General features: G+C 39.6%; 25 protein-coding genes. 8 read left to right on the top strand and 17 right to left on the bottom strand.

Features of this window, described 5'->3' with window-relative positions; translation table 11 throughout:
- Positions 1-236 precede the first annotated feature (236 nt).
- From HMPREF0766_RS04210 to HMPREF0766_RS04220, 3 genes are all read left to right on the top strand, one after another.
- Positions 237-2876, top strand: coding sequence for an alpha-L-rhamnosidase (locus HMPREF0766_RS04210; RefSeq protein ID WP_002994001.1), 2640 nt, complete (start codon positions 237-239; stop codon positions 2874-2876).
- 113 nt (positions 2877-2989) lie between these two features.
- Positions 2990-3841 carry a glyoxalase III HchA gene (gene hchA / locus HMPREF0766_RS04215; RefSeq protein WP_002994003.1) on the top strand — a complete coding sequence of 284 codons (852 nt, stop codon included), beginning with the start codon at positions 2990-2992 and terminating at the stop codon, positions 3839-3841.
- A 158-nt stretch (positions 3842-3999) separates the two neighbouring features.
- Positions 4000-4890, top strand: a complete 891-nt coding sequence (locus HMPREF0766_RS04220) for a metallophosphoesterase (RefSeq protein WP_236590549.1) — start codon at positions 4000-4002, stop codon at positions 4888-4890.
- 41 nt (positions 4891-4931) lie between these two features.
- On the opposite strand, the gene HMPREF0766_RS04225 is transcribed toward HMPREF0766_RS04220, so the two are convergent.
- Both HMPREF0766_RS04225 and HMPREF0766_RS04230 read right to left on the bottom strand, forming a co-directional pair.
- Entirely contained in the window at positions 4932-7100 is a 2169-nt protein-coding gene (locus tag HMPREF0766_RS04225) for an ATP-binding protein (RefSeq protein WP_002994007.1), read from the bottom strand.
- Between the two features lie 263 nt (positions 7101-7363).
- Positions 7364-7597: a hypothetical protein gene (locus tag HMPREF0766_RS04230; protein WP_002994009.1), complete on the bottom strand. Its 234-nt coding sequence runs from the start codon at positions 7595-7597 to the stop codon at positions 7364-7366.
- A 390-nt stretch (positions 7598-7987) separates the two neighbouring features.
- On the opposite strand from HMPREF0766_RS04230, the gene HMPREF0766_RS04235 reads away from it, so the two are divergent.
- Positions 7988-9226, top strand: coding sequence for a PQQ-dependent sugar dehydrogenase (locus tag HMPREF0766_RS04235; protein WP_002994011.1), 1239 nt, complete (start codon positions 7988-7990; stop codon positions 9224-9226).
- 62 nt (positions 9227-9288) lie between these two features.
- Here HMPREF0766_RS04235 and HMPREF0766_RS04240 read toward each other — a convergent pair whose 3' ends face one another.
- The 3 genes from HMPREF0766_RS04240 to HMPREF0766_RS04250 are packed head-to-tail and all read right to left on the bottom strand — an operon-like array spanning position 9289 to position 11466.
- The gene (locus HMPREF0766_RS04240) at positions 9289-10095 is read right to left on the bottom strand and encodes a class I SAM-dependent methyltransferase (protein ID WP_002994013.1); all 807 of its coding nucleotides are present in this window, start codon (positions 10093-10095) and stop codon (positions 9289-9291) included.
- 15 nt (positions 10096-10110) lie between these two features.
- Complete coding sequence (locus tag HMPREF0766_RS04245) at positions 10111-10602, bottom strand: GNAT family N-acetyltransferase (protein ID WP_002994015.1); 492 nt, start codon at positions 10600-10602, stop codon at positions 10111-10113.
- Positions 10603-10608: 6 nt separating this feature from the next.
- On the bottom strand, positions 10609-11466 hold the full coding sequence (locus tag HMPREF0766_RS04250) for a sulfurtransferase (protein ID WP_002994016.1): 858 nt from the start codon (positions 11464-11466) through the stop codon (positions 10609-10611).
- Positions 11467-11849: 383 nt separating this feature from the next.
- Between HMPREF0766_RS04250 and HMPREF0766_RS04255 the strand changes: the two genes are divergently transcribed.
- Both HMPREF0766_RS04255 and HMPREF0766_RS04260 read left to right on the top strand, forming a co-directional pair.
- Positions 11850-12980: an MBL fold metallo-hydrolase gene (locus HMPREF0766_RS04255; RefSeq protein ID WP_002994019.1), complete on the top strand. Its 1131-nt coding sequence runs from the start codon at positions 11850-11852 to the stop codon at positions 12978-12980.
- A 140-nt stretch (positions 12981-13120) separates the two neighbouring features.
- Positions 13121-14062, top strand: a complete 942-nt coding sequence (locus HMPREF0766_RS04260) for a hypothetical protein (protein WP_248676704.1) — start codon at positions 13121-13123, stop codon at positions 14060-14062.
- A 23-nt stretch (positions 14063-14085) separates the two neighbouring features.
- Here HMPREF0766_RS04260 and HMPREF0766_RS04265 read toward each other — a convergent pair whose 3' ends face one another.
- The 11 genes from HMPREF0766_RS04265 to HMPREF0766_RS04315 form a co-directional block, all read right to left on the bottom strand.
- Positions 14086-14400 (bottom strand): helix-turn-helix domain-containing protein, encoded by a 315-nt coding sequence (locus HMPREF0766_RS04265; protein WP_002994024.1) that lies wholly within the window; start codon positions 14398-14400, stop codon positions 14086-14088.
- Positions 14372-14737 carry a type II toxin-antitoxin system RelE/ParE family toxin gene (locus tag HMPREF0766_RS04270; RefSeq protein ID WP_002994028.1) on the bottom strand — a complete coding sequence of 122 codons (366 nt, stop codon included), beginning with the start codon at positions 14735-14737 and terminating at the stop codon, positions 14372-14374. Before HMPREF0766_RS04270 ends, HMPREF0766_RS04265 begins: the two co-directional genes overlap by 29 nt.
- A gap of 109 nt (positions 14738-14846) precedes the next feature.
- The gene (locus tag HMPREF0766_RS04275) at positions 14847-15416 is read right to left on the bottom strand and encodes a Crp/Fnr family transcriptional regulator (RefSeq protein WP_002994029.1); all 570 of its coding nucleotides are present in this window, start codon (positions 15414-15416) and stop codon (positions 14847-14849) included.
- Complete coding sequence (gene ribB, locus HMPREF0766_RS04280) at positions 15413-16072, bottom strand: 3,4-dihydroxy-2-butanone-4-phosphate synthase (protein WP_002994032.1); 660 nt, start codon at positions 16070-16072, stop codon at positions 15413-15415. The genes HMPREF0766_RS04275 and ribB overlap by 4 nt, the downstream gene beginning before the upstream one ends.
- Positions 16072-16296 carry a DUF2798 domain-containing protein gene (locus HMPREF0766_RS04285; protein ID WP_002994034.1) on the bottom strand — a complete coding sequence of 75 codons (225 nt, stop codon included), beginning with the start codon at positions 16294-16296 and terminating at the stop codon, positions 16072-16074. Before HMPREF0766_RS04285 ends, ribB begins: the two co-directional genes overlap by 1 nt.
- 129 nt (positions 16297-16425) lie before the next feature.
- On the bottom strand, positions 16426-18825 hold the full coding sequence (locus HMPREF0766_RS04290; protein ID WP_037459572.1) for a S9 family peptidase: 2400 nt from the start codon (positions 18823-18825) through the stop codon (positions 16426-16428).
- A gap of 305 nt (positions 18826-19130) precedes the next feature.
- Positions 19131-20279 carry a molecular chaperone DnaJ gene (dnaJ, locus tag HMPREF0766_RS04295; RefSeq protein ID WP_002994036.1) on the bottom strand — a complete coding sequence of 383 codons (1149 nt, stop codon included), beginning with the start codon at positions 20277-20279 and terminating at the stop codon, positions 19131-19133.
- An 11-nt stretch (positions 20280-20290) separates the two neighbouring features.
- Positions 20291-20836 carry a nucleotide exchange factor GrpE gene (locus HMPREF0766_RS04300; RefSeq protein WP_002994037.1) on the bottom strand — a complete coding sequence of 182 codons (546 nt, stop codon included), beginning with the start codon at positions 20834-20836 and terminating at the stop codon, positions 20291-20293.
- 162 nt (positions 20837-20998) lie between these two features.
- Positions 20999-21679, bottom strand: a complete 681-nt coding sequence (locus HMPREF0766_RS04305; RefSeq protein WP_002994038.1) for a cell division ATP-binding protein FtsE — start codon at positions 21677-21679, stop codon at positions 20999-21001.
- A gap of 7 nt (positions 21680-21686) precedes the next feature.
- Complete coding sequence (locus tag HMPREF0766_RS04310) at positions 21687-21890, bottom strand: hypothetical protein (RefSeq protein WP_002994039.1); 204 nt, start codon at positions 21888-21890, stop codon at positions 21687-21689.
- A 62-nt stretch (positions 21891-21952) separates the two neighbouring features.
- Positions 21953-22966, bottom strand: coding sequence for an aldehyde dehydrogenase family protein (locus HMPREF0766_RS04315; RefSeq protein ID WP_002994040.1), 1014 nt, complete (start codon positions 22964-22966; stop codon positions 21953-21955).
- Positions 22967-23127: 161 nt separating this feature from the next.
- Here HMPREF0766_RS04315 and HMPREF0766_RS04320 point away from each other — a divergent pair, with 161 nt between their 5' ends.
- A complete protein-coding gene (locus HMPREF0766_RS04320; RefSeq protein ID WP_002994041.1) occupies positions 23128-23478 on the top strand; it encodes a 4Fe-4S dicluster domain-containing protein in 351 nt (116 codons plus the stop codon).
- A gap of 185 nt (positions 23479-23663) precedes the next feature.
- Positions 23664-25100 carry a dicarboxylate/amino acid:cation symporter gene (locus HMPREF0766_RS04325; RefSeq protein ID WP_002994043.1) on the top strand — a complete coding sequence of 479 codons (1437 nt, stop codon included), beginning with the start codon at positions 23664-23666 and terminating at the stop codon, positions 25098-25100.
- 69 nt (positions 25101-25169) lie between these two features.
- Here HMPREF0766_RS04325 and rpoN read toward each other — a convergent pair whose 3' ends face one another.
- Positions 25170-26633, bottom strand: coding sequence for an RNA polymerase factor sigma-54 (gene rpoN, locus HMPREF0766_RS04330; protein ID WP_002994045.1), 1464 nt, complete (start codon positions 26631-26633; stop codon positions 25170-25172).
- Positions 26634-26642: the final 9 nt, after the last annotated feature.

Here is a 26642-nt window from a genome sequence, read left to right on the forward strand (position 1 = left end):
AATACTTCGCTTTTTTGTTGTCCGCTGTTATCTTGTTTTTTGATTATACGAAGTTAAGTACATATACTGAATCTCTCCGGGTATAACCTCTTGTAAACCTTTTTATATCCTGAAAATAATTGATATATTCGTTACAGAACCAACTAAAACAATTTAATAGCTTTTTATATTGTTATCAAACTTGTTTGCTTTCGTCTGTCCGGAAGAAGAAAGGCTATGAAAAATAGGATAAGAAAATGCGTAAACTTTTATTTATTGCTATTGTGTGTATGAACAGTATTGTTTATAGCCTGGAACAAACCGAATGTATGCCCATAGGGCTGAAATGTGAACATCTGGTAAATCCCTTAGGGATAGATACGCCCAAGCCACGCTTGAGCTGGAAGTTAAACGATAAACGAAAAGGAGCACGGCAATCCGCTTATCAGATCTTTGTAAGCCGTGATTCTCTGGCATTAGCAGAGGATAAAGGAGATCGCTGGAACAGCGGCAGGCAATCCGTATCAGATATGCTGATTGAGTACACAGGACCCGATCTGAAAGCGCAGACAAAATACTTTTGGAAAGTCAGGGTCTGGGATAAGGATGGAACAGCCTGTACATCATCCATTGCAACTTTTGAGACAGGCATGATGGGTACGGAGCGATGGAAAGGAAAGTGGATAAGCGACAATCACGATATCCATTATAAGGCAGCACCTTATTTCAGGAGAACGTTTGATATCAAAAAACCAATTAAATCTGCCCGGGCTTATGTGGCTGTGGCGGGACTTTATGAGCTTTCTGTAAATGGCCGCAGGATCGGAGATCAGCGATTGAATCCGATGTATACCCGTTTCGACAGACGTACCCTGTATGTGGTAGAGGATGTGACGGCTCAGCTTCGCTCCAGAAAAAATGCATTAGGGATAGTATTGGGCAATGGATGGTATAACCATCAGCCTTTAGCGGTATGGGATTTTCATAAGGCTCCATGGCGGGACCGGCCGGCATTTTGTATGGACCTTCGCATAGTCTATACGGATGGAAGTGAAGAAACGATTACTTCTGATAATAACTGGAAAACCTCATCAGGTCCGATTACCTATAATAATATCTATACGGGTGAGCATTATGATGCTCGTCGCGAAAACCCGGAATGGGATAAACCGGGATTTGATGATGCTGAATGGCAGGATATCCGCTACAGAAATCCGCCATCCTCAATTATTGTTTCCCAACAGATTGCACCGATCCGGTTAGTCAACACTTACAAACCTCAATCTGTCCGTAAAATAGATGAAAAAACGTATGTATTCGATATGGGGCAGAATATGGCCGGAATCACACAATTGAAAATCAGAGGCCCTGAAGGTACTGTTCTGCATATCAGGCATGGAGAGCGCTTATATCCTGACGGCAGGCTGGATCAGTCTAATATTGATGTGTATTATCTGGGAGATAAGCAGACTGAACCTTTTCAAACGGATATCGTAACTCTTAGTGGTAAAAAGGAAGATGAATTTATGTCCAGATTTACTTATAAAGGATTTCGCTATGTTGAAATAAACAGCAGTGAAGCTCTGCCGATGGACGAATTCACATTAACAGCTTATTTTATGCACAGCGATGTAGCTGCTGCCGGTAAGCTGGAAACATCTTCAGCTTTGGTAAACAGTCTCTGGAAGGCCACTAATAATGCTTACCTGTCTAATCTTATGGGATATCCTACCGATTGTCCTCAAAGAGAGAAGAACGGATGGACGGGAGACGGGCATCTGGCTATAGAAACTGCCTTTTACAATTTTGACGCCCTAACAGTGTATGAGAAGTGGATGGCCGATCATAGAGATGAACAGCAGCCTAACGGGGTATTGCCCGATATTATTCCTACCGGAGGATGGGGGTACGGTACTGCTAACGGATTGGACTGGACAAGTACGATTGCCATTATACCGTGGGAGGCTTACCTGTTTTACGGGGATCCGCGATTGCTCGAAGATTGCTACCCGAATATAAAACGTTATGTGGATTATGTAGACAGCATCAGCCCGAGCGGCCTGACGACTTTTGGAAGAGGGGACTGGGTACCTGTCAAATCTCAATCTAATCTGGAGCTTACTTCCTCGGTTTACTTTTTTGTGGATGCGACCATACTGGCTTCTGCTGCTAAGTTATTGGGTAAAAAAGAAGATCAAAAGAAGTATGAGGCCTTGCATAAAAAGATCAAAGCAGCCATTAATAATAAGTTTTTAGACTCTTCCAGAGCTATCTATGCCAGTGGAACGCAGACCGAACTGAGTGTGCCGTTACACTGGGGAGTCGTTCCGGAAAATATCAGGGACAGGGTCGCAGCCAACTTAAACAAAAAAGTAGAAGAGACGAATTTTCATCTGGATGTAGGGGTATTAGGAGCAAAGGCTCTACTGAATGCTTTGAAGGACAACGGATATGCCGAAACAGCTTATAAGGTGGCCGTGCAGGATACATATCCATCCTGGGGCTGGTGGATCGTCAATGGCGCAACAACCTTACTCGAAAACTGGGATCTGAATGCCAAAAGAGATATTTCAGATAATCATATGATGTTTGGAGAGATCGGAGGCTGGTTCTTTAAATCCATAGGAGGGATATTGCCGGATTCCAGGCAACCCGGATTTAAACATATTCTGTTAAAACCTATATTTCCAAAGGGACTGAATCAATCTTCTATAACGTATACCTCTCCTTACGGAGATATTCTGTCATCATGGAATGTCCGTGATGGTGCCGTTATATACGATATCGAAATACCACCTAATTCATCTGCAACTTTTTATCCTTCTGAAAATATCAGGAATACAGATGTCATGAAGCTGGAAGCGGGGAAACACAGCCTTCGCCTGGACCTGAAATAGAGAATATGATCTTTTGCTGCTGAACCTAAGATGCCGGTAAACGGAGGAATTTGTGAAACTGAAACACAATTGAGCCAGATAGCTGTTATTAGTATAGAATAAAGCGATATATTATGACAAAAGAACTAAGTAAAGATCCTGTTTTCGATGGAACAGGCTATGAGCCATCTGCCTTTTCCAGAGCTATGTTTGTTACACCTAAAACCGATTATGATCATACGGTTTACGAAAATGCAAACAGCAATAAAAATAAAAAGATATTGGTTGTATGTACCGAAGAACGGTATATGGAAATGAAAAACGGCAAAAAGTTTTCTACCGGCAACCATCCTGTAGAGACACTTGTACCTTTGCTTCATCTGGAAGCGGCAGGCTTTGAGGCAGATATTTACACCGCTACGGGTAAGCCTGTAGCTCTGGAAATGTGGGCTATACCTTCTGAAGATAAAGCTGTCAAAGAAATTATGGCCAAATATGAGGATCAATTTGACAAACCAAAGAGTCTCCAGCAGTTTGTAGCGGATGGCATGCAGACCTCAACTGAATATGTAGCTGTATTTATACCGGGTGGACATGGTGCTATGCTGGGCTTACCTGAAAATGAAGACTTGAAAAAGATAATTAACTGGTCTATAGATAAGGATATATTTATGCTGGCGATCTGTCATGGCCCGGCAGCATTACTTGCTGCTTCCGTTAAGGAATCTCCGGAGGATTTTCCATACAAGGGTTATCAGATTAATTCATTTCCGGATGAGATCGATACCAAAACTCCTGAAATTGGATATGTTCCCGGTGAGATGCCCTGGTTTTATGGAGCAAAACTGGAAGCATTAGGAATTGAAATTCTGAATATGGATATTAGCGGAGCTTGTCATGTAGACCGTAAGTTGATAACCGGAGATAGCCCTTTGGCCGCCAACGCTTTTGGTAAAGTAAGCGCAAAAGCTCTTCTTGAGAAGTAATGTCTGTTTGAGGAAGACTATTGGTGAGAATGTCTTAGAGCAACAATCTTATGTACACATCTGAATTGTTGCTTTTACTGTGTTATATAAATAAGATTGAAAGTGGGTATGTGAGGAAATACTGTATGATAAAATAAAAAAAATAAGAAATGCTGAATATGAGATTGTTACTGCTATTTGTTTTATTTTCTGTTTTGCATTTCAATTTGGATGCGCAGCAAGTTAAAGATCCTGTTCAAATAGGTCTGATTGCAGACCCGCAATATGCCGATAAAGAGGTTAGCGGAACCCGATATTACAGAAATGCGCTTCTTAAGTTAGATACAGCGGTTTCTGTTCTTAATAGAGAGTCACTGGATTTTTCTGTGGTAATGGGTGACTTTGTTGATCAGGGAATTAAAGATCTCCCTGCTGTCATGTCCAGGTTGCAAAGACTGAAAAGCCCCGTTTATGGTTTGCTTGGAAATCATGATTATGTAGATGCTCCGGATAAAGATAGCTTGTTTTTGCACTTCAGCATGCCCTCCTCTTATTATAAATGGGACCTTGAAAACTGGACTTTTATCATTCTCAATACAAATGAACTTTCAGAATATGCGACTAACGAAGGATCTGCCGCTTTTGAAGACTGGAAAAAGCTGAATAAAAATCTGAAGGATCAGAGAAGAAAAAATGCAGCACCCTGGAATGGGGGTATCAGTACCATACAGTTGTCATGGCTGCAGGAGCAGCTTGCTGAAGCAGAAGCCGCTTCCAGAGATATTGTTATTTTTACCCATCACCCGCTTTTTCCGGAGAATGGCTTTGAAACCTTGAATAACAGGGAAATACTGGCTGTTATTGAGAAGCATCCGCGTGTACGCGCTGTTATATCAGGGCATCATCATGAAGGAAATTTTGCACGGTACAAGGGTGTTCCTATGATTACGTTAGAAGGTATGATAGAAACGGAATCTCAAAATGCTTATGGAATTATGAGGTTGTTTTCTGACCGTATCGAAATAGAGGGAAGTGGCAGGCTTACTTCCAGAAGATTAAATTTTAAATAGTTTGATTAGGAGGACAGGGTAGTGTCTGTTTTGAATATTATTTATGGCATGTTGAATAATATCTGAAACTGTGTTCCTTTATCCAATTGACTCTCTACTTTAATTTCAGCTCCTAATCTGTCAATAATTCTTTTTACGATGGATAATCCTATTCCTGATCCATCGTAACCCGACGAGTTTGGTAATCTTTGAAATATCTCAAATATATTATTACCATCTTTTAAATCCATGCCTATACCGTTATCGGTAATAAAATATATTACTTTACCGCCTGATTTGATACTGTATACTTCAACTTTAGGATTATCCTGTTTACTACTGTATTTAATAGCATTGCCTAAAATATTTAGAAACAATTGGTAAAGTAGTGTTCTTTCTCCTCTGATTGGTAAGATTTCACCCATGACAAAATCTAAATTAGCGACACCATACTGATCTTTACTACTCTCAGCAATCGTAATTATTTTATTTCTGGGATCTATTATTTCAAGTTCCAGCGCCACTGAATTTGATTTTGAAAGTTCATGAACCTTATTGATCATCTCAGTGATTAAATTTGAAGCTTCTAAAATATTTGTCCCTAATCTATGTAACAGCTCTTCTGATAAATTCTTTTTCATTAATATCATCTGAGCACCCAGCTGAATAGACGAAAGCGGATTTTTAAGATCATGTGTAAGTGTATAGCTAAATGTATCTAAGGCATTATTTGAACGGATCAGATCTTTATTCAGTTGATCAATTTCTGCGTTTCTTTTAGCTATAGCTTGTTGAATAATATATACAACACGTTCAAGAAATAATACCTGAACTTTAAGCCAGGGAGATGCCTTTCCACGCGTTATTTGTCGCCAGGTATCAAAAGATGTTCTGGGAGAAGGATAATTGATTTTTCTGTCCGGATCATAATTTAATTGTTTTTCAGGTTTCCCGGCCCATAATTCTTCAATCAATTGCTCTTTACGGAAAAGATATATTTTCCATTGAGATTCAGATAATATTTCTGCTCTTATAATTCCGGGGAATAAAACATCCTCCTCAGTTTTAGAAATAAACTCATTGGTCGAAAATAAACTTGTATTATCATTTTTTAAATGATTTTCTATTTCTTTCAATTGATCCCTACCAGGAACCAGTCCAAAAAATTTTTCGCCTTTACTATGCTTGATAATTATTCCGTCTGCATCTACCATTTTCATTATACGTTCTCCAAATGTTTCAAGGACATAATGAATATCTCTATCTATAAGTAAATCACTCTTAAGCTCTTTTTCAAGGATATACATCACATTTTGAGCTTCTAAATCTTGTTTTAATAATTCAGAGATATGATGATTGGTTGCGAATTGAGTTAGAAAAGTACATAAATGTCTTTGCGCTAAATCCACATGTTGGGGCTTACTATTCTGACAAGTTACCAGACCCCATAATTTACCATCCTGAATAATGGAGAAACTCGCACTGGCCTGAGTTTTGGAATTTCGTAAATATTGTAGATGTATAGGCGACATTGCACGTAAACTGCATTTTGTTAAATCAATTTCCTCATTGGAATTACTTATGACTTTATGTGTAGCCCCTTCCGTATCGGTCGTATGTCTGGCAAGGAAAATAGTGTACAACTCACGGGCTTGTTGAGGGATATCAAACTCAGGATATCGATAACCCATCAATGAATGCATGTTGTCAGATTTTGATTCAGCAATCACCTTTCCGCTATTGTCTTCCAAAAACTGATAAACCATTACCCTGTCGTAGTTTATGATCTGTCTTATCAGGTTTGTCAGAGATGCCCACACCCTGGATTTGTTATCTTCAAGGTATTTGGCATAATAATATAGTTTTGTAGGTTTTATTTGATCTACATTACAACGCTCAATTTCTACATAAATATTATCTCCATATTTATAAATACTCAAATCATAATCTATATTATTAATCTGAATTCTTTCTGCAAATCGATAAAAAATTGAACTATTTAAATGTTGATTTATGGAATCGAAAATAAAGCTGTCACTTTTCGTCAGTAGCGATAATACCTGGTCAACGGTCATTCCCATATATTTTTCTACAGGAATATTCTCGATCTGAATGACGTTGTCACTAGCTGCAGTACAAATCCGGGATTTATCAAAAACAAACAGATATCCTATATCCTGAATTAAACCACACAAATGTATTTTTTCCTCGTGACAATCTCTAAATTCCATATAACTTTATTTAATCGTGTGATAATATACTATTTGATATAATATTATAATGGAATTAGAATATTTACAGACTTTTTCTATAATTATATTATTTCATTGTAGAATCTAATAATAAAAGTACAAATAAATAGTGTTCTTTTAAAATGAGCTGATAATTCAGTTGCAAATAATAAAAGAACATAAATATAAGGCGGTAAAAGTTGAGGAAATAAAAATGGCCGTCTTTTAAACGGCCCTGTTTGCTGCTGCAGCTTTAATAAGGTTTAACCCTTCACGTCTTCAAGAGATGCACCAAAGTTGATATGTAAAACATTTCCGTTAGGTGTCACCAATGCCGGTACGGATTGGATACCTGCTTTTTCAGCTTCCTGGATTCGTATTCTGTCTTCTCCGATATTTACAACCTCCACATTAGCTTCTCCGATAAGAGTAATAATGTCTTGTTCTGCGCTTACACAAACCGGACAGCCTGCATGATAAAATATTGATTTGCTCATTATTAAATGAATTAGTATGTGATGACGTTATTGTCATATCAAAATTAGCCAGGTCAAAGAACTATTTCCTGATCCAGAATTCAGAAAAAGAACAGAAACTGGCTGAGTTTCGGAGATTATATATTTGCATTTAGATTTTGTAACGGTTATCCTGGCCCGCATGCAGCAAACTATTTTTCTTGTAAGATTTTTCAACTTTAAGAGACCACATCAGGTGTAACACTAAAGCACTTCTGACAGTAAAATATCCATCGGTATAAACAAAATTAGTAAAACTGCGTTTACTTATTATAATATACTGTTTCTCAGTGAGACTTCTATAGCATCGTGCAGTGAACCTGTTTTTTCCGTTAAAATTTTTATATTTACTACATAAACAACGCATAAACTATGAAAACTAAACTTCCATTAGCATATTTACTATCGGGGATAGCTTTATTCTCATCCTGTAATTCGAATGCGAAAAACGGGGAGGAAGTATCCGGTACGGATACCACTTCTTATCCGTCTGTAGAAAAGAATCCTGCAAATACCGACTATAAACCAGCTTTTGCGGGGCAAACCCGTATCAAAGGAGTAAAGACAGCTACGGCATATGAAGTCAAGATATTAAGCCGTGATCTGAAATCTCCATGGGGTCTGGTTTCCTTGCCGGACGGGCGTTTGCTGATCACAGAAAAGGAGGGAACACTGCGCATCGCAACTGCCGATGGAAAATTAAGCGAGCCGATTACCGGACTTCCTCCTGTAGATGCAAAAGGACAGGGTGGTCTTTTGGGGATTGCTTTAGACCCTTCGTTTGCTTCCAATCGTATGGTGTACTGGACTTTTTCACATAAAGTAGATGGTAAGAACCTGACTGCAGTAGGTAAAGGTAAGCTGGCTGATGATGAAAAAAGTATTCAAAATGCACAGATTATATATCAGGCAACACCTGCATATAACGGTACTTTGCACTACGGGTCCCGTATTTTATTTGATAAAACAGGAAATATAATTTTCAGTACCGGAGAGCGTTCCGATTTGGAAACCCGTCCTCAGGCACAAGATCTGAAATCGGCACTGGGTAAGATTATCCGGATCACTCCGGAGGGTAAGCCTGCTCCGGGCAATCCATTTGAAGGCAATGCGAATGCCCGTCCAGAAATCTACTCGTACGGACATCGTAATGTACAGGGACTGGCGCTGCACCCTGAGACCGGAGATCTTTGGGAAACGGAATTCGGACCTAAAGGAGGAGATGAGGTGAATATTGTGAAGCCGGGCAAAAACTATGGCTGGCCGACTATTACTTATGGTCTAGAGTACAGCGGAGCTAAAATAGGAGAAGCTATTCAACAAAAAGACGGTCTTGAACAACCGGTATATTATTATGATCCTGTGATTTCACCAAGTGGTATCACCTTCTATAGCAGCAATACGATTCCGGAATGGAAGAACAACCTGTTTATTGCTGCATTAAGCGGTACACATATTGCGAGATTAGTGATTAAAGATAATAAAGTAGTCGGTGAAGAACGTTTGCTGGCTGATCAGGGCCAACGTTTCCGAGCTGTAATCGAAGGTAAAAACGGAGAGCTTTTTGCTGTGACGGATGCAGGATGGCTGGTAAAAGTCGCTAAAAAATAAGCGGATACTTATCCGAAATAATAAAGTCACGGCAATTTGCCGTGGCTTTATTATGTATAGGCTTATACTTTAGGCTTTGATGCCGTTAAAGAGTAGACCATTGGAATTTTATTTTCCATTCCTTTGACCTGAAATTGCTGAGGAGCTATTTCTACCAGATTATTAAAGCAGCTATAGGGCGAGTATTTGTATTCATTAAACGATGTGACAGTTAGTTGCTGTCCTATCAAGCTGTTGAATACTTCTTCCAAAGCATGATTCCAGGATACGGTTTCGTGCGTAATATCAGCTTCCCTGTCCGCATATGAGCCGGTCACATTTTCTATAATAGCTCCATCTTTAAAATAAGAATATTGGATATACTTAAAATCGTCATCCCAGACCCACATAAACGGATGGAACTCCACAAATACAAATTTCCCGTCAGGTTTCAGGAATTTCGAAACGACAGAAGCCCATTTATCCAGATCAGGAAGCCAGCCTATGGTGCCATAACTGGTGTATACGATATCAAATTCTTCCTCTAATACCTGAGGAAGTTCATATACATCACTGCATATAAAGCGTGCTGTCAGCTCTAATTCGGCCGCTAATTCCTGAGCCACCTGTATGGCTTTATCAGACAGGTCTATACCTGTAACATCTGCCCCCATACGCGCAAGTGAAAGTGTATCCTGACCGAAATGACACTGCAGATGCAATATTTTCTTGCCTTTTATATCGCCTAACAGCTGTAGTTCAATATCATTTAAAGAAGATTTGCCCTTCTTAAAATTTTCAACGTCATAAAAATCTGAGTTGATATGTACTGTCGTTTTAGTATTCCACGACGTTTTGTTTATTTCTATATAATTGTTTTCTTTATTCATGTTTCAGAGAATCATTTAGATTTTTTTTCCTAAGATTTTAAGGCTTCGTTCTATTCCATCAAGTTCGGCAATATCAGGAAGCATGGCCCATTCTTCAAAACCGAAGTGTTCGAAAAGGTGAAGACTCGCTGTATTATGCGCAAATATAAATCCGAGAAGCGTCTTGATGCCATAAGCCGGAGCCTGTTGTATAGCGTAGTCAATAGCCAGTTTCCCAAGCCCCTGCCCACGGTAAGCCTCATCGAGATAAATACTGATCTCTACAGTCGCCTGATAAGCCGGGCGCCCGTAGAAGGACTGAAAACTGATCCATCCGATGATCTGTCCTTCTTCATTTTCAAGAACCCACAGCGGTCTTTTTTCTGTGTCATGTTTTTCAAACCACGGGATTCTGCTATTGGTACTTACCGGTTCGGTATCAGCAGTGACGACACGTGATGCGACAGTAGAATTATAAATTTCAACGATTCTGATCAGATCGGATAAGATGGCATGTCTGAATTGCATAACGGATTAATTATTGGCTTTTGTAATCATGGGTAGATTATTTCTGGACCATTCACTCCACGAGCCGACATATAGTTTAGGGATTTCCAGTCCTGCTGCGGCAAATGCCAGAAGACTATGACAGGCCGTGACTCCTGAGCCACAGTGAACAATAAGTTGTGCTGCGCCTTTGGATTCCAGTAAAGTCTGATATTGAGCTGTCAGTTGTTCAGGTGTGCGAAATAATCCGGTATTATCCAGATTGGATTGAAACGGGATGTTGACCGCATTGGGGATATGTCCGGCAATCAGATCTATAGGTTCCGTAATACCATCAAAGCGTATCTGATCCCGTACATCTACTATGGTATAGCTGTCATCGGTGGAAGCCTGTTGCACTTCAGCAAAGGAAGCGACAGGTAATAACCAGTCTCTCGAAGGATATACAGATGCCGGTAGCGGGGTTGGTAAGCTGCTGCTAATAGGTATTCCATAGTTTTTTGCGGCCTGCAGTCCTCCATCTAAGAGCTGTACCTGTTCGTGTCCGATTGCTTTGAGCATCCACCATAGTCTGGCAGCTGCATTGGCGCCGTTTTTATCATCATATACGACAATACGATGCGAAGGGAGTATCCCTGATTCTGAAAGTATATTTGCAAAAATCTTAGGTTCCGGAAGCGGGTGACGACCTCCGTCAGCGGCATTTTGAGGTACTGTTGCCAGTTGTGTCTCCAGATCCATAAACAAAGCTCCATGTAGATGCCCGGCACGGTATTGATCAAAAGCCTGTGCACCTGCAGAAGCATCTATCAGTATAAAATCTTTTTGGTCCTGATACAGTTGGCCTAATTCTTCAACACGGATTAGGGGAAAGGGAACTTTCATGATGCTTTTTTTGATACGCTAAATTAAGATTATTCTTTTATATAAGCGAGTTTTAAAGGGATATGTTCAGATTTCTAAAAGTGTTTTTCATTAGCTTTATGGCTTTAGCTTCATCCTTCCAACTAATATTCAAAGGACTTTTTAAGCTATAATCCAAATAAAGCAGAGCATAAAAATGTCTGAATCGAATGTAGAAAACTCTTTATAAAAAAGATGTTTCCGGATAAAGTAATTCAGCCGGAAGATCGTCTTCCTTTCAGATGACAGATTACAATAAAGATAAAGGCTTTATATTTCTATATTAGCATGTGGATAATTAAAACAAATAAACACTAACACCGTATCAGTTTGAGTACAAGACTGGCTGGTTTTTAATCCCTTTCATGAAAAGAACAATTAAAATTATTAAAAAGACAATGACTATTTTTATTATAATCGTGGCGCTGGTATCGGCTGCAGTTTATCTATATATGCAAAAGGCCGAATTCGGACAGGTACCTTCCGGTGTACGTCTTGAGGCAGTAACAAAATCTACACACTATAAAGAAGGTGCTTTTCAAAATATACATTATACTCCTACACTGACTGAAGGTTACAGTATGTTTGGTGTAATGAGTGATCAGCTTTTTAAAAACTTTCCCAGAAGACGTCCTGTTGACAGCCTGCCTTCTGTAAAGACAGACTTACATGCCCTGGATCCTGACAGCAATGTATTAGTCTGGTTTGGTCATTCTTCCTATTTCATCCAGCTGGATGGAAAACGTTTTCTGATAGATCCTGTATTCAGTGGTAATGCTTCTCCTATTCCGGGTACAAATACAGCCTTTAAAGGAGCAGACATCTATAAGCCGGAAGATATGCCTGCAATCGATTATTTACTCATTACACATGACCATTACGATCATCTTGATTACGAAACTATACTTGCCTTGAAGGGTAAGATTGATACCGTGATCTGTGGATTGGGTGTAGGGGGACATTTTGAAAAATGGGGGTATGACGTGGATCATATTATAGAAAAGGATTGGTATGAGCATATTCCTTTAGACTATGGCTTCAGTCTGGATACAGCTCCGACACGACACTTTTCAGGCCGGGGATTCAAACGTAATAATACGCTTTGGCTCTCCTTTATATTAAAGACACCAAGCCTTACTCTTTATCTTGGAGGAGACAGTGGTTATGATACCCATTTTAAAGAAATCGGTGATAAATTTGGTCAGATAGATTTGGCATTGCTGGACAACGGTCAATACAATAAAGCATGGCAGGCTATTCATATGTTGCCGGAAGAAGTAATAAAGGCCTCGGGAGATCTGAATACAAAGCGCCTGTTTCCGGTTCATTCATCTAAATTTATGCTGGCGCAGCATCCCTGGGACGAACCTTTATCCTGTACTTCCAAACTTGCAGCTGAAAAGGGGATACCTTTAGTAACGCCGATGATTGGCGAAGTCGTCAGGCTGACAGATCCGGAGCAGGTGTTTAAAAAATGGTGGGAGGGAGTAGAATAATAAGCGGCCTTACAACGTAGAATACAATCTGAATCTTAAAAATTATTATTTTGCGGAGAACAAAAAAGATCAAATCCTTATTTTATAAGTAAAACAATATACTTATGAAGCAGGGAATGATTCTTTTTTGGCTACTGTACATGTTATTTTTTTGCATACCTTTTCCTATAGGCCTGCATCTTGCTATCTACGATGACTCCCGGTTGCCCAGTAATTCGGTATTGTGGAGTTCTGTTTTTCTGTCACTTTCAGTGGTTATATGGATCTATCTTCTTTCATTTTATATCAATCAGTTTTTAATCAAAAATGTCAGAACGAAGCAGGAGATTTCCAGAATCTTTCAGTCCGGGATCAGGAGAAGAGCTGTAGTTACTGAGAGTGCTGTTGTCAAATACGATGACAAAAGGGAATCAAATCTCATGCGTATAAAGCTACAGTTTGAAAACCGGAATGGAGTATCTATATCGGATGAACAGTTCTTTTGGGATACCAGGCCTTATGAATACCGCTTTGAACAAGGAAAAGAAGTCAGCGTTCTTTTGAATGATAATCCGGATAAAGAGCCTTATTTTATTATGGAAGAGCAACGCACCCAATATAATACAAGTGGAATACTGATCAGGGTGGCGATATTGATACTTTTCATTGCCTATATAGCAGGATTATACATCTACTTCTATCATCGGGAATCTAAAGGTTACGGCTGGCATTTTGTGTCTTTTACCCATCCTGTTGTTATGACAGGATTTTCAATGCTTGTGCTGGTATTTCTTTATAAAAGACTCGTGAAAAAATTTATATTCGGAAAAAAAGGAGATCGGAATTTGTTGTATTCAGGAGCACAGGCTGTAGCCCGTATTAATCAGGTCCGGCAAACGGGACTTACGGTAAATGATCAGCCCGAAGTACGCTTTGAAGTTTCCTTTACAGATACCAAAGGCCAGTTGAGGCATGCTGCATACAAGAAGATTATCAGTCTTATTGATTTGCCACTCATTCCGCGTAGCGGAGAGATAAACATCTTGTATGATACGGATAAACCGGAAAATATTATTATTCCGGATCTGTTGGCTGAGCGATAGTTGTTTAACGGAACTGTTAGTTTTTATTGGATTGTAAAATTTATTTTTCGTCCAAGGCCAAATTCGATAAGCTTATAAAGTGTTGAAAGTTGTATATCACTGTGACCATTTTCTATGCGTGAAATAAAGCTCTTCTTAGCTCCAATTTTTTCAGCAAGCTGTTCCTGAGTCATCTTAGCCAATTTCCTCTCTTGTTTAATCATTTCTCCAATAGCAAATGATTTGGCTTTAATTTCAAAGTCAATTCTCTCTTTTGTACCTGTTACACCATATCTTTTGTCAAGATGCTGTGCAAAAGTTTTGATATTTTTATGTTTTTTTTCCACGTCTGTTTTCATTTTCTTCGTTCAAATATTCTTCCATTATTTTTACAGCTTTATTCAACTGATTTACCGGTATTTTTTGAGTTTTCTTTTGAAACCCATTAAAAAGAATTACCAAGTTGCCTTTATCAAAGCAGCAAAATATTCTGTAAATATTACTTTCGTATTCAATTCTAATCTCAAAAAGACCTTTTTGTCCTTCTATACTTTTGAAAAATTTGGAAGGTACACGTTCGAGAATCGTCATCATAAAAAGCACTTCGTCAATTTTATCTTTTACTTTGTCAGTTAATGTCTCAAAAAAGTTGTCAAAGTAATCTTTATAAAAAACAATTTCTCTAATTATTTTCATTTTGTAAAGTTAACGAATAATGGAACAATTTAAGAAATAAAAACTACATTTTTTAAAATTAAAAGGGTGGTTATGATTTGATTACCTTGGGCGTTCGATCTAGCAGATATTAAACTTTGGATTTCAGTCTGCTCAGCGTTTCCTGCGAGATCCCGAGGTAAGAGGCTACGATCTTATTAGGTAAGCGGCGTACAATCACAGGGCTCTGAATCAGTAGATTGCGGTAGCGGTCTAAAGCATCCATGGATATAAAAGATTGCAATCGTCGGGTATTGTTGACATAGCCAAACTCGAGGTACTTGCGGTAGAATTTTTCCCATTGCGGGATAATGTCCAGCAAATGGTAGAAGTCATTGTGATTAATATAGAGAAGCTCAGTATGTTCTATCGCTTGTATAAATTCATCCGAAGGATCGCCTGTAATAAAACTGGTCAGTGCTGTTGCAAACTGATCTTCAAAGGCAAAGTAGCGGGTGGATTCCTGTCCGTCTTCGTTAATAAAGAAGATCCTCAAGCAACCTTTGCCAACGAAAAATGTCCGTTGGCTGGTCTCACCCTGAAGCAGCAACAGCTCATTCCTTTTGGGTTTTAAGGGTTTAAAATAAGACAATATAGTCTGAAGTTCGTCTGTATTTACAGTAATGGTATTTTGAATGTATCTGCTAAGTTGTTCTCTCATTTATCTGTATAATCACAGACAAAACTACGGTAAAAAATAATATCTTCTATTGATAAAACGGTTAATCTGTGAGCGATTGCGAAAGTGATGATCTGCGGGAGTCTGGCCATGCTGCCGTCATCATTCATGAGTTCACATAGGACAGCCTGTGGTTCTAATCCAGCCAATAACATAAGATCAATACTACCTTCAGTATGTCCGTTACGTTCCAGTACTCCGCCTTTTTTCGCTCTTAACGGAAAAATATGCCCCGGCCTTGCGAGATCTTCCGGTTTTGCATTTCTGGCTGAAGCGGCCTTTATGGTTTGAACACGATCTGCAGCAGAAAGCCCTGTTGTAACTCCTTTCCCGGCCTCTATGCTGATGGTAAACGGAGTCTCAAAGAGGCTGCTATTCTCCGCAACCATATAAGGGAGATCAAGTTCCTCGGCTTTGTGATCCGTAAGACACAGACAAACGACCCCGCTGCAATGCCGGATCATCAAAGCCATATCTTCCTGTTGTATATGCTGAGCTGAGTAGATAAGGTCTCCTTCATTTTCTCGGTCTTCATTATCAATGAGCAGGACTCCTTTTCCGTTTTTAATATCTGTAAGAGCCCGCTCTACCCGTTCCTGACTGGTATTCCCGAAATATGTAAGTGTTCTTTGCTCCATTAGTCTTTAATAAGTAGTTTTTCGGCAATTTTTCGTGCATTAGGGATAATAATAAAAGCAGCCATATAAGCAACCGGAAGCATAGTTGTCCATGATTTCAAAAATTTGAAAAACCAATCTTCTCCAAAGCCATAAGTACGCATAAGGCCTACAATAGCCATAATAAGGGTCATCGGAATGACAACAAATAAAGTGTTGACATATTTAAAATACTTCTGTTTCATATTTTTAATTCTTTAATATTTGAATGGAACAAAAGTGCAGCACCCTGGATGGATAAACATTGACAAATGTCAATAAATGAAAAGTAGAGATAAAAAAAACTCCCGGAGATCTTCCGGGAGCTGATACGTTTATTTTTTAAGATATTTTTCTAAGAACTGATCCTGTTCCCACAAGAGGTGAAGAATATTTTCCTTGGCAGCATATCCATGTGATTCTTTCGGAAGCAGCAGCATACGTACCGGTGCGCCCAGGTTTTTCAGTGCCTGAAAGTATCGTTCTGTTTGCAGTGTGAAAGTACCCGGATTGTTATCCGCTTCTCCATGTACCAATAACATAGGAGTTTTCATTTTATTTGCATTCATAAACGGTGACATCTCATTGTATACCTGAGGGACATCCCAGTAATTGCGTTGTTCATTCTGGAATCCGAATGGCGTCAGTGTTCTGTTATATGCACCACTGCGTGCTATACCTACTGCAAAAAGATTGGAATGTGTCAGCAGGTTGGCTGTCATAAATGCTCCGTAAGAATGTCCGCCTACGCCCACACGACTACGATCTATATATCCGAGTTGGTCTACTGCATCGATAGCGGCTTCTGCATTGGCTACTAATTGCGGAATAAAAGTGTCATTAGGCTCTTCCGTTCCTTCTCCGATGATCGGGAATGCGGCATCATCCAGGACAGCGTAGCCTTTGGTTACCCAATATACAAATGATCCATAGTAAGGGAATGTAAATTCATTTGGGTTGGCTGTACTCATACCTGCTGTGTTTTTATCTTTATATTCAGCAGGGTAGGCCCAGATCAGCAAAGGCAATTTTTCTTTTTTTGTTCGGTCATAGCCGGCTGGCAGATAAAGTGTACCGGACAGGTCGACTCCGTCTTTACGTTTATAATTGATGACCTCTTTATGTACATCTTTGATACTTCCGAAAGGATTGGCAAATTGTGTCAGTGCCGATACTTTATTGTTTTTAATGTTTTTGATGAAGTAATTCGGATAGTCATTTTTAGACTGGAGCATGACCAGTATTTCGCCGGTTTTGGAATCCAGAATATCGTTGATATCTTCCTTCTGATCTTTCAGTTTGGATGTGTACAAACGTTTTGTTGCGAAGTTTTTAAGATCCAGTTCGTTTATAAACGGAAACTGTCCATATTTTGTATAACCGTCACCGATCCAGTACGTTTTACCATCTTTGATCTGAAGCACATTTCTGTCAAATTGATTGCGTTCTGTCTGTACTTTTCCGGGATCATTATATACGTCCTGAAAATTACGGTCATTAAAGAGTTTTGTTTCTCCGGTTTGCGGGTTCAGCAGATGTGTCTTTTGATTACGGGTGTCATACCAGCTTTCATACAGAAAAGCGTGTGTAGCATCTCCCCATAAGATACCGGCATATCTGTCTTTTGTTTTTGCCAATGGTTTAGGCTCAGAATTAAACGGTGCATCCCAGGTAAATACCTGATCACGGTATTCTACTTTTTTAGCCTGATCTCCTTCATCCAGTGCCTGTGCAAAGTACAATGTCGAAGGCAGATCATCTCTCCAGCCCATAGCACGTTTGCCGGTACGGACAGAAGAAAATCCTTTGGGCATGATCTCTGTCAGTGGTACGTCATTTACTTTTTTGATTTCCTGACCATTCATATCATATACAATACTCTCCATAGGGAAGCGATTTAACGGCACAATATATGAGTAAGGTCTTTTGATTGTCGTCAGCATGATGTATTTGCCATCCGGAGAAAAAGAGGTCGAAGTGTAGATCGCAGCATTTTTAAATTTGGTTGCTGCGCCATTCAGGTCTACTTTAAAAAGTTCTGATGAAGCCAGAGTTTCAAAGTTAGTCTCATCTTTAGGGTTTTTCAGCAAATCCTGATAGGTTCTGTTTTGGGAAACTTTACCATCACTTGTGGATACGGTTGGTCCTGCCGGAAGATCCTTTTTCTCATCCAGTAATGCAGGTCTGTTAGCCGGCAGTACATTTACTAACAGCGATTTTGAATCTCTGTACCAGGAGTACGGACTTCCGAGATTGGCATTAAGATTATCCGAAGTCAGTTTTTTAGCCTGAGCTGTTGCGAGATCGATGACCCACAGTTCCACACCTTTGGCAGTGGTATTTGTAAAGGCTAATGTTTTTCTGTCCGGTGAGAAAGATAAATTAGTGATTTTGGCCTGTTGAGGAAGTCCTTTTACTTGTGTTTCCGTTGCATCTTTTATTCTTTTGATTTTCAGATTGTAGTGATATACAGCTGTACTTGAAATATTGGTAATAGGATTGACCCGCAGACCGGCCAGTTTCATTTCTTCCTGACTGAGATCTTCAAGGGTTTTATAGGTAGGGCGGTAGGATAGGACCATCCACTCTTTTTTGCTATCCATAGAGACTGATGGCGGTCTGTCATATTCTGCAAGCTGTAATATTTCAGCAGATGGTTTCTGATAAGTGATACTCTCCTGAGCAAAACTAAAACTCGCCAGGCCTATAAAAAGTAAGGTAAGACGTTTTTTCATATGTATATAAGTTGTTTTTCTAATGGTCATCCGTCAACTGGCGGATATGAATTGTATTCGTTCGTATTTCAAAAGCCCGGGTGACAGGGACATCTCATAAATTTAAGAGTTATTTCAATCTCCGAAAATACTGATTTGATTTGATTTATAAAAGTAACATTGTTGCAATAAAATAAGAATAAAATTACTGCCGAATAAGGGGCTGCAGAAAATGAAGCGAGGGTAGTTTGGTGTCAGAAAACACAAAAAAAAGAGAATACCCGATTGGATATCCTCTTATATTTCAATTAAATATAGTAATCTGCTTACTCAAAGTATTCTTTGATACGCTCAAAGAATGATTTTTCACTTCTTCCGGGCTGTGGTTTGAAATTCGGCGATTCTCTTAATTTTTCCAAAAGAGCTTTTTCTTCCGAAGAGACTGCCTTAGGTGTCCATACATTGACGTAGATCAGCTGATCTCCCTTATGGTAAGAATTTACTTCAGGAATACCTTTGCCTTTCAGGCGCAGGATTTTACCGCCCTGTGTTCCCGGGTCGATTTTGATCTTTGCTTTTCCATCTATAGTTGGAATTTCTACAGATGTACCCAGCGCTGCATCTGCAAAGTTGATATACAGATCGTAGATCACATTGATTCCATCACGTTTCAGTTGCTCATGAGGAACTTCTTCTACCAGAATGATCAGATCACCCGGTATACCGCCTCTGGGAGCTGCATTACCTTTTCCACTCATGGAAAGTTGCATACCTTCACTTACACCTGCAGGAATATTGATCGAGATTGTTTCCTCTCCTCTTGTCAGTCCTTCACCTTTACAGGTTGTACATTTGGCAGTGATCTCTACACCTTCACCGTTACAGGTCGGACAGGTACTTGTCGTCTGCATCTGACCCAATATCGTATTGGTAACGCGTCTTACAGAACCTGATCCTCCACAGGTATTACAGGTGTGATAAGAAGATTTATCTTTAGCTCCTGTACCGTTACATGTAGTACAGCTTACCTGTTTGTTTACTTTTACTTTTTTCTCAACTCCCTTGGCTATTTCATCCAATGTGAGTTTTACTTTGATGCGTAGATTAGTACCTTTCTGTACACGTCTGCCACCGCCTCCGCGTGAACCACCTCCAAAGAAACTTTCGAAAGGGTTACCGCCTCCGAAAATATCACCAAACTGACTGAATATGTCATCCATATTCATACCGCCACCGCCAAATCCGGAAGCCGAATTGCCGGCATGACCGAATTGGTCGTAACGCTGCCGCTTTTCCGGGTTACTCAGTATTTCGTAAGCCTCAGCGGCTTCTTTAAATTTTTCTTCAGCCTCTTTATTATCCGGATTTTTGTCCGGGTGATATTTGATGGCCAGTTTACGGTATGCAGACTTGATCTCCGAAGCATCTGCTCCGCGTGCCACGCCTAATACATCATAATAATCTCTTTTTGACATCGTCTTCCTTATTATTTTCCTACTACCACTTTTGCATAACGGATTACTTTGTCGTTGAGATAGTAGCCTTTCTCAATTACATCCACGACTTTATCTTTGAGGTCTGCAGAAGGAGCAGGGATTGATGTGATAGCTTCCTGAAGGTCTGCATCAAAAGGTTGTCCGAGGACATCCATCTCTTTTAATCCTTCCTGTTCCAGTGTTTTTCTGAATTTATTATTGACCAGATCAATACCTTCTTTCACAGATTGTACATCCTGAGCTGTTTCCATGGATTTCAGTGCACGGTCAAAATCGTCCAGTACAGATAGTAATTTAGCGATAACATCTTTACCTGCTGATTGGATCAGTTCTACACGTTCTCTTGAAGTACGTTTTTTGTAGTTGTCAAATTCAGCAAACAGACGGGTGTATTTATCCTGTGCATTTGCTAACTGTTGTTCCAATGTTACCTCATTTGCTGTGTTTTCTGCTTGTTCACCAGAAGTGTTTTCAATGGGTTGATTTTCTTCTTGCGGAGCTTCCTGCTCACCATTTATATGTTCTTTTTCACTCATGATCGCTATAGAATATAATAATACTTTAAGTTGTTAAAATACCTGCTGATGCTGGCTCAAAGTTGTTGCCAAACGAAAAAAATCCGACAGCTTGTCAGTTTAAATTAAAATGAACTAACAAACTGTCGGATTACAGTCTTTTATGTCATGTCGTCAGTGCGACTATATTTCCACATTGTCATGCAATGCGCCATCCGAAGTTTTGAGGATGCGGGCAGGCATATTGCGTATGATCTGGTAATCGTGTGTAGCCATCAGCACAGCAGTACCTGAAGAGGCAATGTCACGCAGCAACAACACAATTTCTTCAGATGTGGCAGGGTCAAGGTTTCCGGTAGGCTCATCCGCCAGAATAATCTCCGGATTGTTCAGCAGTGCTCTTGCAATAACGACACGTTGCTGCTCTCCTCCGGATAGTTCATGCGGCATTTTCTTTAATTTAGAGCGCAAACCTACTTTTTCCAGTACATCCAGCATTCTGCCCTGAATCAATCCTTTATCTGTCCATCCGGTAGCTTTGAGTGCAAATTCCAGATTCTTTTCAATAGTACGATCATTAAGAAGGTGAAAATCCTGAAAGACAATGCCCAATTTACGTCTGAGGTAAGGTACATCATTGTCATGTAGCTTTCTCAGGTCGAATCCTGCTACCATTCCTTCTCCGTTGCCAATGTAAAGATCTCCGTAGATAATCTTCAGCAAACTACTTTTACCACTACCGGACTGACCGATAAGGTAAAGGAATTCCCCCTGATCTATTTTGAGATTGACATTGGACAGAACTAAATGTTTTTGTTGGTAGATATCAACGTTTTTGAGCGTAATTACGGTATTTCCTATCATCTTATGCTTATAATTCTAATTTCTTAATCTGACCAAAGGGAAGCTCCTGCACAATCTCCATAATATATGCTGCCTTATCCCCAAGACCAATTTTTTCTAAAGATTTGTCGGGTCTATCGACTCTAAAGTAAGCCAGCAGCGTAAACTCATCGTCTCTGAGTTGTACGTAGTCCGGTATTTTAGCGACTCCTTTTACTTTAACGATATACATATCTATACAAAGTTAGAATTTTTTGATAAACCTGACTTATGAATACTAAAATAAAGCTATCCTTAAGCGTTTGCAAATAAAAACTCCAGCGTGTTAACTCCATCTGCATAATCATCCAACGCAGGGCACTGACTGCCTCCTAAAGCAAACAACGGTACATTGACCTGAAGATCAAGTGCCGATGTGACACATTGAATCTGCTCCGCATGCTGATGGAGATAGTTCTCTGCATCTGCTATATTGTCATATTCTTCATAGAAAACAACTGCAAGAGGGGAGGCTGTACGTGTGTCCTCCTTCAGCAAAACAAATCCGTTGTCATAATGTTTATCCCGGTTGATGAGGTATAAGGATTTGTTGTAATCATAGTTGTTTACATATTTATGATGCTGCTGTATAGCCCCAAATGATGCTATTCCTTCAAATAAATGTGCTACATCATAACCTTTCGGGATCAGTATCTTGGATACGGAGCGACATCCTAACCCAAAATAATCAAAGATATCATGTCCCAGACCTTCCAGTTGCTCTTTTGTCTCCGATCCTGAAATTACCGCTACAGAGTTTCTGTTTTTACGGATAATATGTGGTTTTTTACCAAAATAATATTCAAAGTAGCGGGAGCTGTTGTCACTGCCTGTGGCGATGACCAGATCGAAATCTGAAAGTCTTTCTGCAATGTGTATAGCATCGGAGAAACGCGGCTCGATTGTAGTCAGCAGCTGTAAAACGGCTGAAGTAAGTCCTGCATCATCGGATGAGACCTTTATCTGAGCCCTGAATCCGGCAATAAGGACACACAGAATATCATGGAAGCCTACTAAAGGTATATTTCCGGCCAATACCATTCCCACAGTTTTATCAGTAGTAATATCGGGATAGGGAGCCAGCCAGTTGCTGAGCTGTTCTGTAGTCAGATTATTCGCAATGGCAGTCACGGCATTCTGAACATTGGATACTGTATACCATGCGTTTCTGGTCTCTGCTCTTGTTATTATCTCTGAAAATTCTGAAGAGGGATTCAGGAGCTGCTTTCCCAGCTCAGCAAATGCATGAATGCGTTGTTCTTTTGTCAAAATCTTTAATTCTTATATGTTAAAAACATCAAATTGTCATATCTTTGTCGCAGCAAAGGATTCACTTACTGAATATTACTTTAATTCTATACGATTAAAAATCTAATGTATTATCTTTGCAATGCAAAAATAGTTTATTTATCATAATTGAGAGGTTATAAATGGCAATTAAAATTACAGACGAATGTATTAATTGTGGTGCTTGTGAACCAGAGTGCCCGAATAATGCAATATATGATGCAGGAGTAAGCTGGAAATTTTCGGAAGGAACTTCTTTGGACGGGGTTATCGATTTTGGAGATGGTGTTACATTGGATGCTAACGAAACACAGGATGCCATATCTAATGAGGTTTATTATATCGTCTCTGATAAGTGTACGGAATGTGTAGGTTTTCATGATGAACCACAGTGCGCAGCAGTATGTCCGGTAGATTGTTGTGTGGATGATGAAGATATCAGAGAGACAGAAGAAGAGTTACTGGCTAAGAAAGCGTGGCTCCACGGCGAATAATAAAGATTTTATCTATTTGTATATAAAAGGCTTATTTCTAATGAGATAAGTCTTTTTTATTGCCCCTGTTTTTTATCAACTTGCAATAAAATAATGTACGGTAAAAGGGATAATCCGCGAATAAAGTTTGTCGGTACTGCCATATTTTTTATTTTTGTTCATTAAATAACCTTAATAAATACTGAATGTTTAAATCAAAAATGGGTCTTTTGACCTTTGCAGTTCTTTCAATAGCCACTATATTAACAGTTATCTACGAGTTTAATTGGGTGAGTATTTCTCCTGATGTAATGATGGTAGTTCGGTGGGTTGTTGGGGTTGTTTTAGTTATTAATGCTTTTCAACGTAAGAATCTTACCTCATGGATTCTTACCTGTATGATTCTTGGAATTTTTGTAGGAATAGATTTTCCTAATTTTGCAATTGCTTTACAGCCTTTGAGCAAGGGATTTATCAAATTGGTGAAAACCATTGTTGGTCCTATTCTATTTGCGACATTAGTCTATGGGATTGCCGGGCATTCGGATTTGAAGCAGGTAGGTCGTATGGCCTGGAAATCCATGCTTTATTTCTTTTGTGCTACTACCTGTGCTATTTTTATAGGATTGGCAGCCATCAATATTACACATGCAGGTGTAGGTATAGATATACAGCATATGCCACATGAAGAACTTCCTGTAAAGAAGGAAAATCCGGACCAGAACTCACTGGATCATTTGCCGGAAAATGTACATGGCGTATTTAAGTTTACCGCATTTTTCAGAGACCTGTTTCCGGAGAATATTGTAAAATCAGTGTATGAAAATCAGGTCTTACAGATTGTCGTGTTCTCCGTACTGTTTGGTATAGGTCTGGCTTTGGTAGAAGAAAAGAAACGAAAGCCGCTGGTCAATTTTACGGAAAGTCTTTCCGAAGCGATGTTTAAGTTTACCAATATCATCATGTATTTTGCTCCTGTCGGGGTGGGAGCAGCGATGGCTTATACTGTAGGGCATCTTGGAGTCGATATACTCAAGAATCTGTTTATGTTGCTTGCAACATTGTATATGGCGCTCATATTCTTCCTGCTTTTGGTATTGCTCCCTGTGGCATTATACCTCAAAATACCTGTCATGAAGTTTATTAATGCGATCAAGGAACCGGTATCCATTGCGTTTGCAACGACCAGTTCGGATGCGGCATTGCCTAAAGCGATGAGCGCGATGGAGCGCTTTGGTGTTCCCCGCCGTATCGTTTCCTTTGTAATTCCTACAGGATATAGTTTCAATCTGGATGGTACTTCACTCTACCTGTCCTTAGCAGCTATTTTTGTAGCACAGGCAGCAGGTATGCATTTATCATTTGGGCAACAGTTAATGATTGCGTTTACGCTGATGATTACTTCCAAAGGAGTAGCAGCAGTGCCTCGGGCGTCACTGATCATCCTGATTGCTACTGCAGATCAGTTTGGTCTTCCGGTATTTGTCATCGCCGCTATATTAGGTATTGATGAGTTAATGGATATGGCGCGTACCTCTGTCAATGTGATCGGTAACTGTCTGGCTACCGTGGTGGTTGCAAAGTGGGAAGGGGAGTTTGATGAAGAAGCACCTTATCGTACTGATGATCCGGATGCACTTTAGGTGTTATTCTGAATATAAGATAAAGTGGAATGCCCAAAAAAGTCTGACTTTTTTGGGCATTCCACTTTTTTACAGTTCCTTTCTTAATCTTGCGACTGGTATATTTAATGCTTCCCGGTACTTTGCTACCGTACGGCGGGCAATAGAATAACCTTTTTCTTTTAAGATATCGGTCAGTTTCTCATCTGCTAAAGGTTTACGCTTATCTTCATTCGAGATACATTCTTCCAGAATTTTCTTAACCTCTTTATTAGAAACCTCTTCACCCGAATCGGTTTGTATGGCTTCAGAGAAAAATGATTTAAGTAAAAATGTGCCGAATTCAGTCTGTACATATTTGGAATTGGCTACACGCGAAACTGTTGAAATATCCATTTCTATGCGATCTGCTATGTCTTTAAGTATCATAGGTTTAAGCATGCGGTCATCTCCCGTCAGGAAATATTCATACTGATATTCCATAATCGCATTCATTGTTTTTAACAAAGTCTGCTGACGCTGTTTAATGGCATCGATAAACCATTTAGCCGAATCTAGTTTTTGTTTGACAAATTGTACTGCTTCCTTCATTTTCTTATCTGTCTTCTCCACTTTTTCGTAATGTTCAAACATCTCCTGATAAGATCTGGAAACCCTTAATTCCGGCGCATTCCGGCCGTTTAAGGTCAGGTGCAAAACACCGTCATTGTTGCTGATATGGAAGTCGGGGATAATGTGAAGTTGCTTTCCTGCTGCTGCTCCTGAATCTCCCGGTTTAGGATTTAATTTCAGGATCTCCTGAATGATATTTTTGAGTTCTTCTGAATTAAGTCCCAATGCTTTTTCAAGCTTATCATAGTGTTTCTTTGTAAACTCTTCCAGGTAATTCTGTACCACAATAATAGCCTTTTTCACGGCTTCATTATCGTTATTTTTCTTTTTTAGTTGTATAAGAAGGCATTCCTGAAGATCTCTCGCACCAATGCCGGCGGGTTCAAAATCCTGTACGATTTTGAGCATCTCCAGTACTTCCTCTTCTTCAGCAATTACATTCTGCGAAAAGGCAAGGTCATCAATAAGCGACAGGATAGGTCTGCGGAGATATCCGTCATCGTCAAGACTGCCGATAATCTGCTGACCGATCAAAAAGTTCTTGTCATCTAAAGCCAGTAAGTCCAGTTGGTTCTGAAGACTCTCAAAGAATGAACTTTGAATAGCTATAGGCATCTCTTTGCGATCCTCCTCATCATCTCCTCCGTAAGAATTGCCATAATCATTAAAGTCATCATCCTGAATATATTCATCTACACTGAATTCTTCATCGAATGAATTGTCTTCACCTTCGTACTGCTCATCCGGGTCTTTATCCGGATATTCCTGTACAGGTTCGTTCATATTGATCAAACTCCCGTCTTCTAATGCCGGGTTTTCTTCAAGTTCCTCTTTGATACGGGCATCTAATGAAACAGTAGGTACCTGCAACAGCTTGATAAACTGAATCTGCTGTGGCGAAAGTTTTTGTAAAAGTTTCTGTTGTAAAGTTTGCTTCAACATGTTTTCTGG

Origin of the sequence: Sphingobacterium spiritivorum ATCC 33861 (genome assembly GCF_000143765.1) — a bacterium.
Lineage (GTDB): Bacteria > Bacteroidota > Bacteroidia > Sphingobacteriales > Sphingobacteriaceae > Sphingobacterium > Sphingobacterium spiritivorum.

Bases quoted from the DNA above. Each gene is read 5' to 3' on its own strand.
- HMPREF0766_RS04310 (WP_002994039.1), bottom strand. From the start codon at position 21,890: ATGTATATCGTTAAAGTAAAAGGAGTCGCTAAAATACCGGACTACGTA.
- HMPREF0766_RS04230 (WP_002994009.1), bottom strand. From the start codon at position 7,597: ATGAGCAAATCAATATTTTATCATGCAGGCTGTCCGGTTTGTGTAAGC.
- HMPREF0766_RS04285 (WP_002994034.1), bottom strand. From the start codon at position 16,296: ATGAAACAGAAGTATTTTAAATATGTCAACACTTTATTTGTTGTCATT.
- HMPREF0766_RS04325 (WP_002994043.1), top strand. From the start codon at position 23,664: ATGTTTAAATCAAAAATGGGTCTTTTGACCTTTGCAGTTCTTTCAATA.
- HMPREF0766_RS04260 (WP_248676704.1), top strand. From the start codon at position 13,121: ATGTTATTTTTTTGCATACCTTTTCCTATAGGCCTGCATCTTGCTATC.
- HMPREF0766_RS04290 (WP_037459572.1), bottom strand. From the start codon at position 18,825: ATGAAAAAACGTCTTACCTTACTTTTTATAGGCCTGGCGAGTTTTAGT.
- HMPREF0766_RS04255 (WP_002994019.1), top strand. From the start codon at position 11,850: ATGAAAAGAACAATTAAAATTATTAAAAAGACAATGACTATTTTTATT.
- HMPREF0766_RS04210 (WP_002994001.1), top strand. From the start codon at position 237: ATGCGTAAACTTTTATTTATTGCTATTGTGTGTATGAACAGTATTGTT.
- HMPREF0766_RS04270 (WP_002994028.1), bottom strand. From the start codon at position 14,737: ATGAAAATAATTAGAGAAATTGTTTTTTATAAAGATTACTTTGACAAC.
- HMPREF0766_RS04300 (WP_002994037.1), bottom strand. From the start codon at position 20,836: ATGAGTGAAAAAGAACATATAAATGGTGAGCAGGAAGCTCCGCAAGAA.
- dnaJ (WP_002994036.1), bottom strand. From the start codon at position 20,279: ATGTCAAAAAGAGATTATTATGATGTATTAGGCGTGGCACGCGGAGCA.
- HMPREF0766_RS04305 (WP_002994038.1), bottom strand. From the start codon at position 21,679: ATGATAGGAAATACCGTAATTACGCTCAAAAACGTTGATATCTACCAA.
- HMPREF0766_RS04245 (WP_002994015.1), bottom strand. From the start codon at position 10,602: ATGCAATTCAGACATGCCATCTTATCCGATCTGATCAGAATCGTTGAA.
- HMPREF0766_RS04275 (WP_002994029.1), bottom strand. From the start codon at position 15,416: ATGAGAGAACAACTTAGCAGATACATTCAAAATACCATTACTGTAAAT.
- HMPREF0766_RS04240 (WP_002994013.1), bottom strand. From the start codon at position 10,095: ATGAATAAAGAAAACAATTATATAGAAATAAACAAAACGTCGTGGAAT.
- HMPREF0766_RS04235 (WP_002994011.1), top strand. From the start codon at position 7,988: ATGAAAACTAAACTTCCATTAGCATATTTACTATCGGGGATAGCTTTA.
- HMPREF0766_RS04320 (WP_002994041.1), top strand. From the start codon at position 23,128: ATGGCAATTAAAATTACAGACGAATGTATTAATTGTGGTGCTTGTGAA.
- ribB (WP_002994032.1), bottom strand. From the start codon at position 16,072: ATGGAGCAAAGAACACTTACATATTTCGGGAATACCAGTCAGGAACGG.
- hchA (WP_002994003.1), top strand. From the start codon at position 2,990: ATGACAAAAGAACTAAGTAAAGATCCTGTTTTCGATGGAACAGGCTAT.
- rpoN (WP_002994045.1), bottom strand. From the start codon at position 26,633: ATGTTGAAGCAAACTTTACAACAGAAACTTTTACAAAAACTTTCGCCA.
- HMPREF0766_RS04225 (WP_002994007.1), bottom strand. From the start codon at position 7,100: ATGGAATTTAGAGATTGTCACGAGGAAAAAATACATTTGTGTGGTTTA.
- HMPREF0766_RS04265 (WP_002994024.1), bottom strand. From the start codon at position 14,400: ATGAAAACAGACGTGGAAAAAAAACATAAAAATATCAAAACTTTTGCA.
- HMPREF0766_RS04220 (WP_236590549.1), top strand. From the start codon at position 4,000: ATGAGATTGTTACTGCTATTTGTTTTATTTTCTGTTTTGCATTTCAAT.
- HMPREF0766_RS04250 (WP_002994016.1), bottom strand. From the start codon at position 11,466: ATGAAAGTTCCCTTTCCCCTAATCCGTGTTGAAGAATTAGGCCAACTG.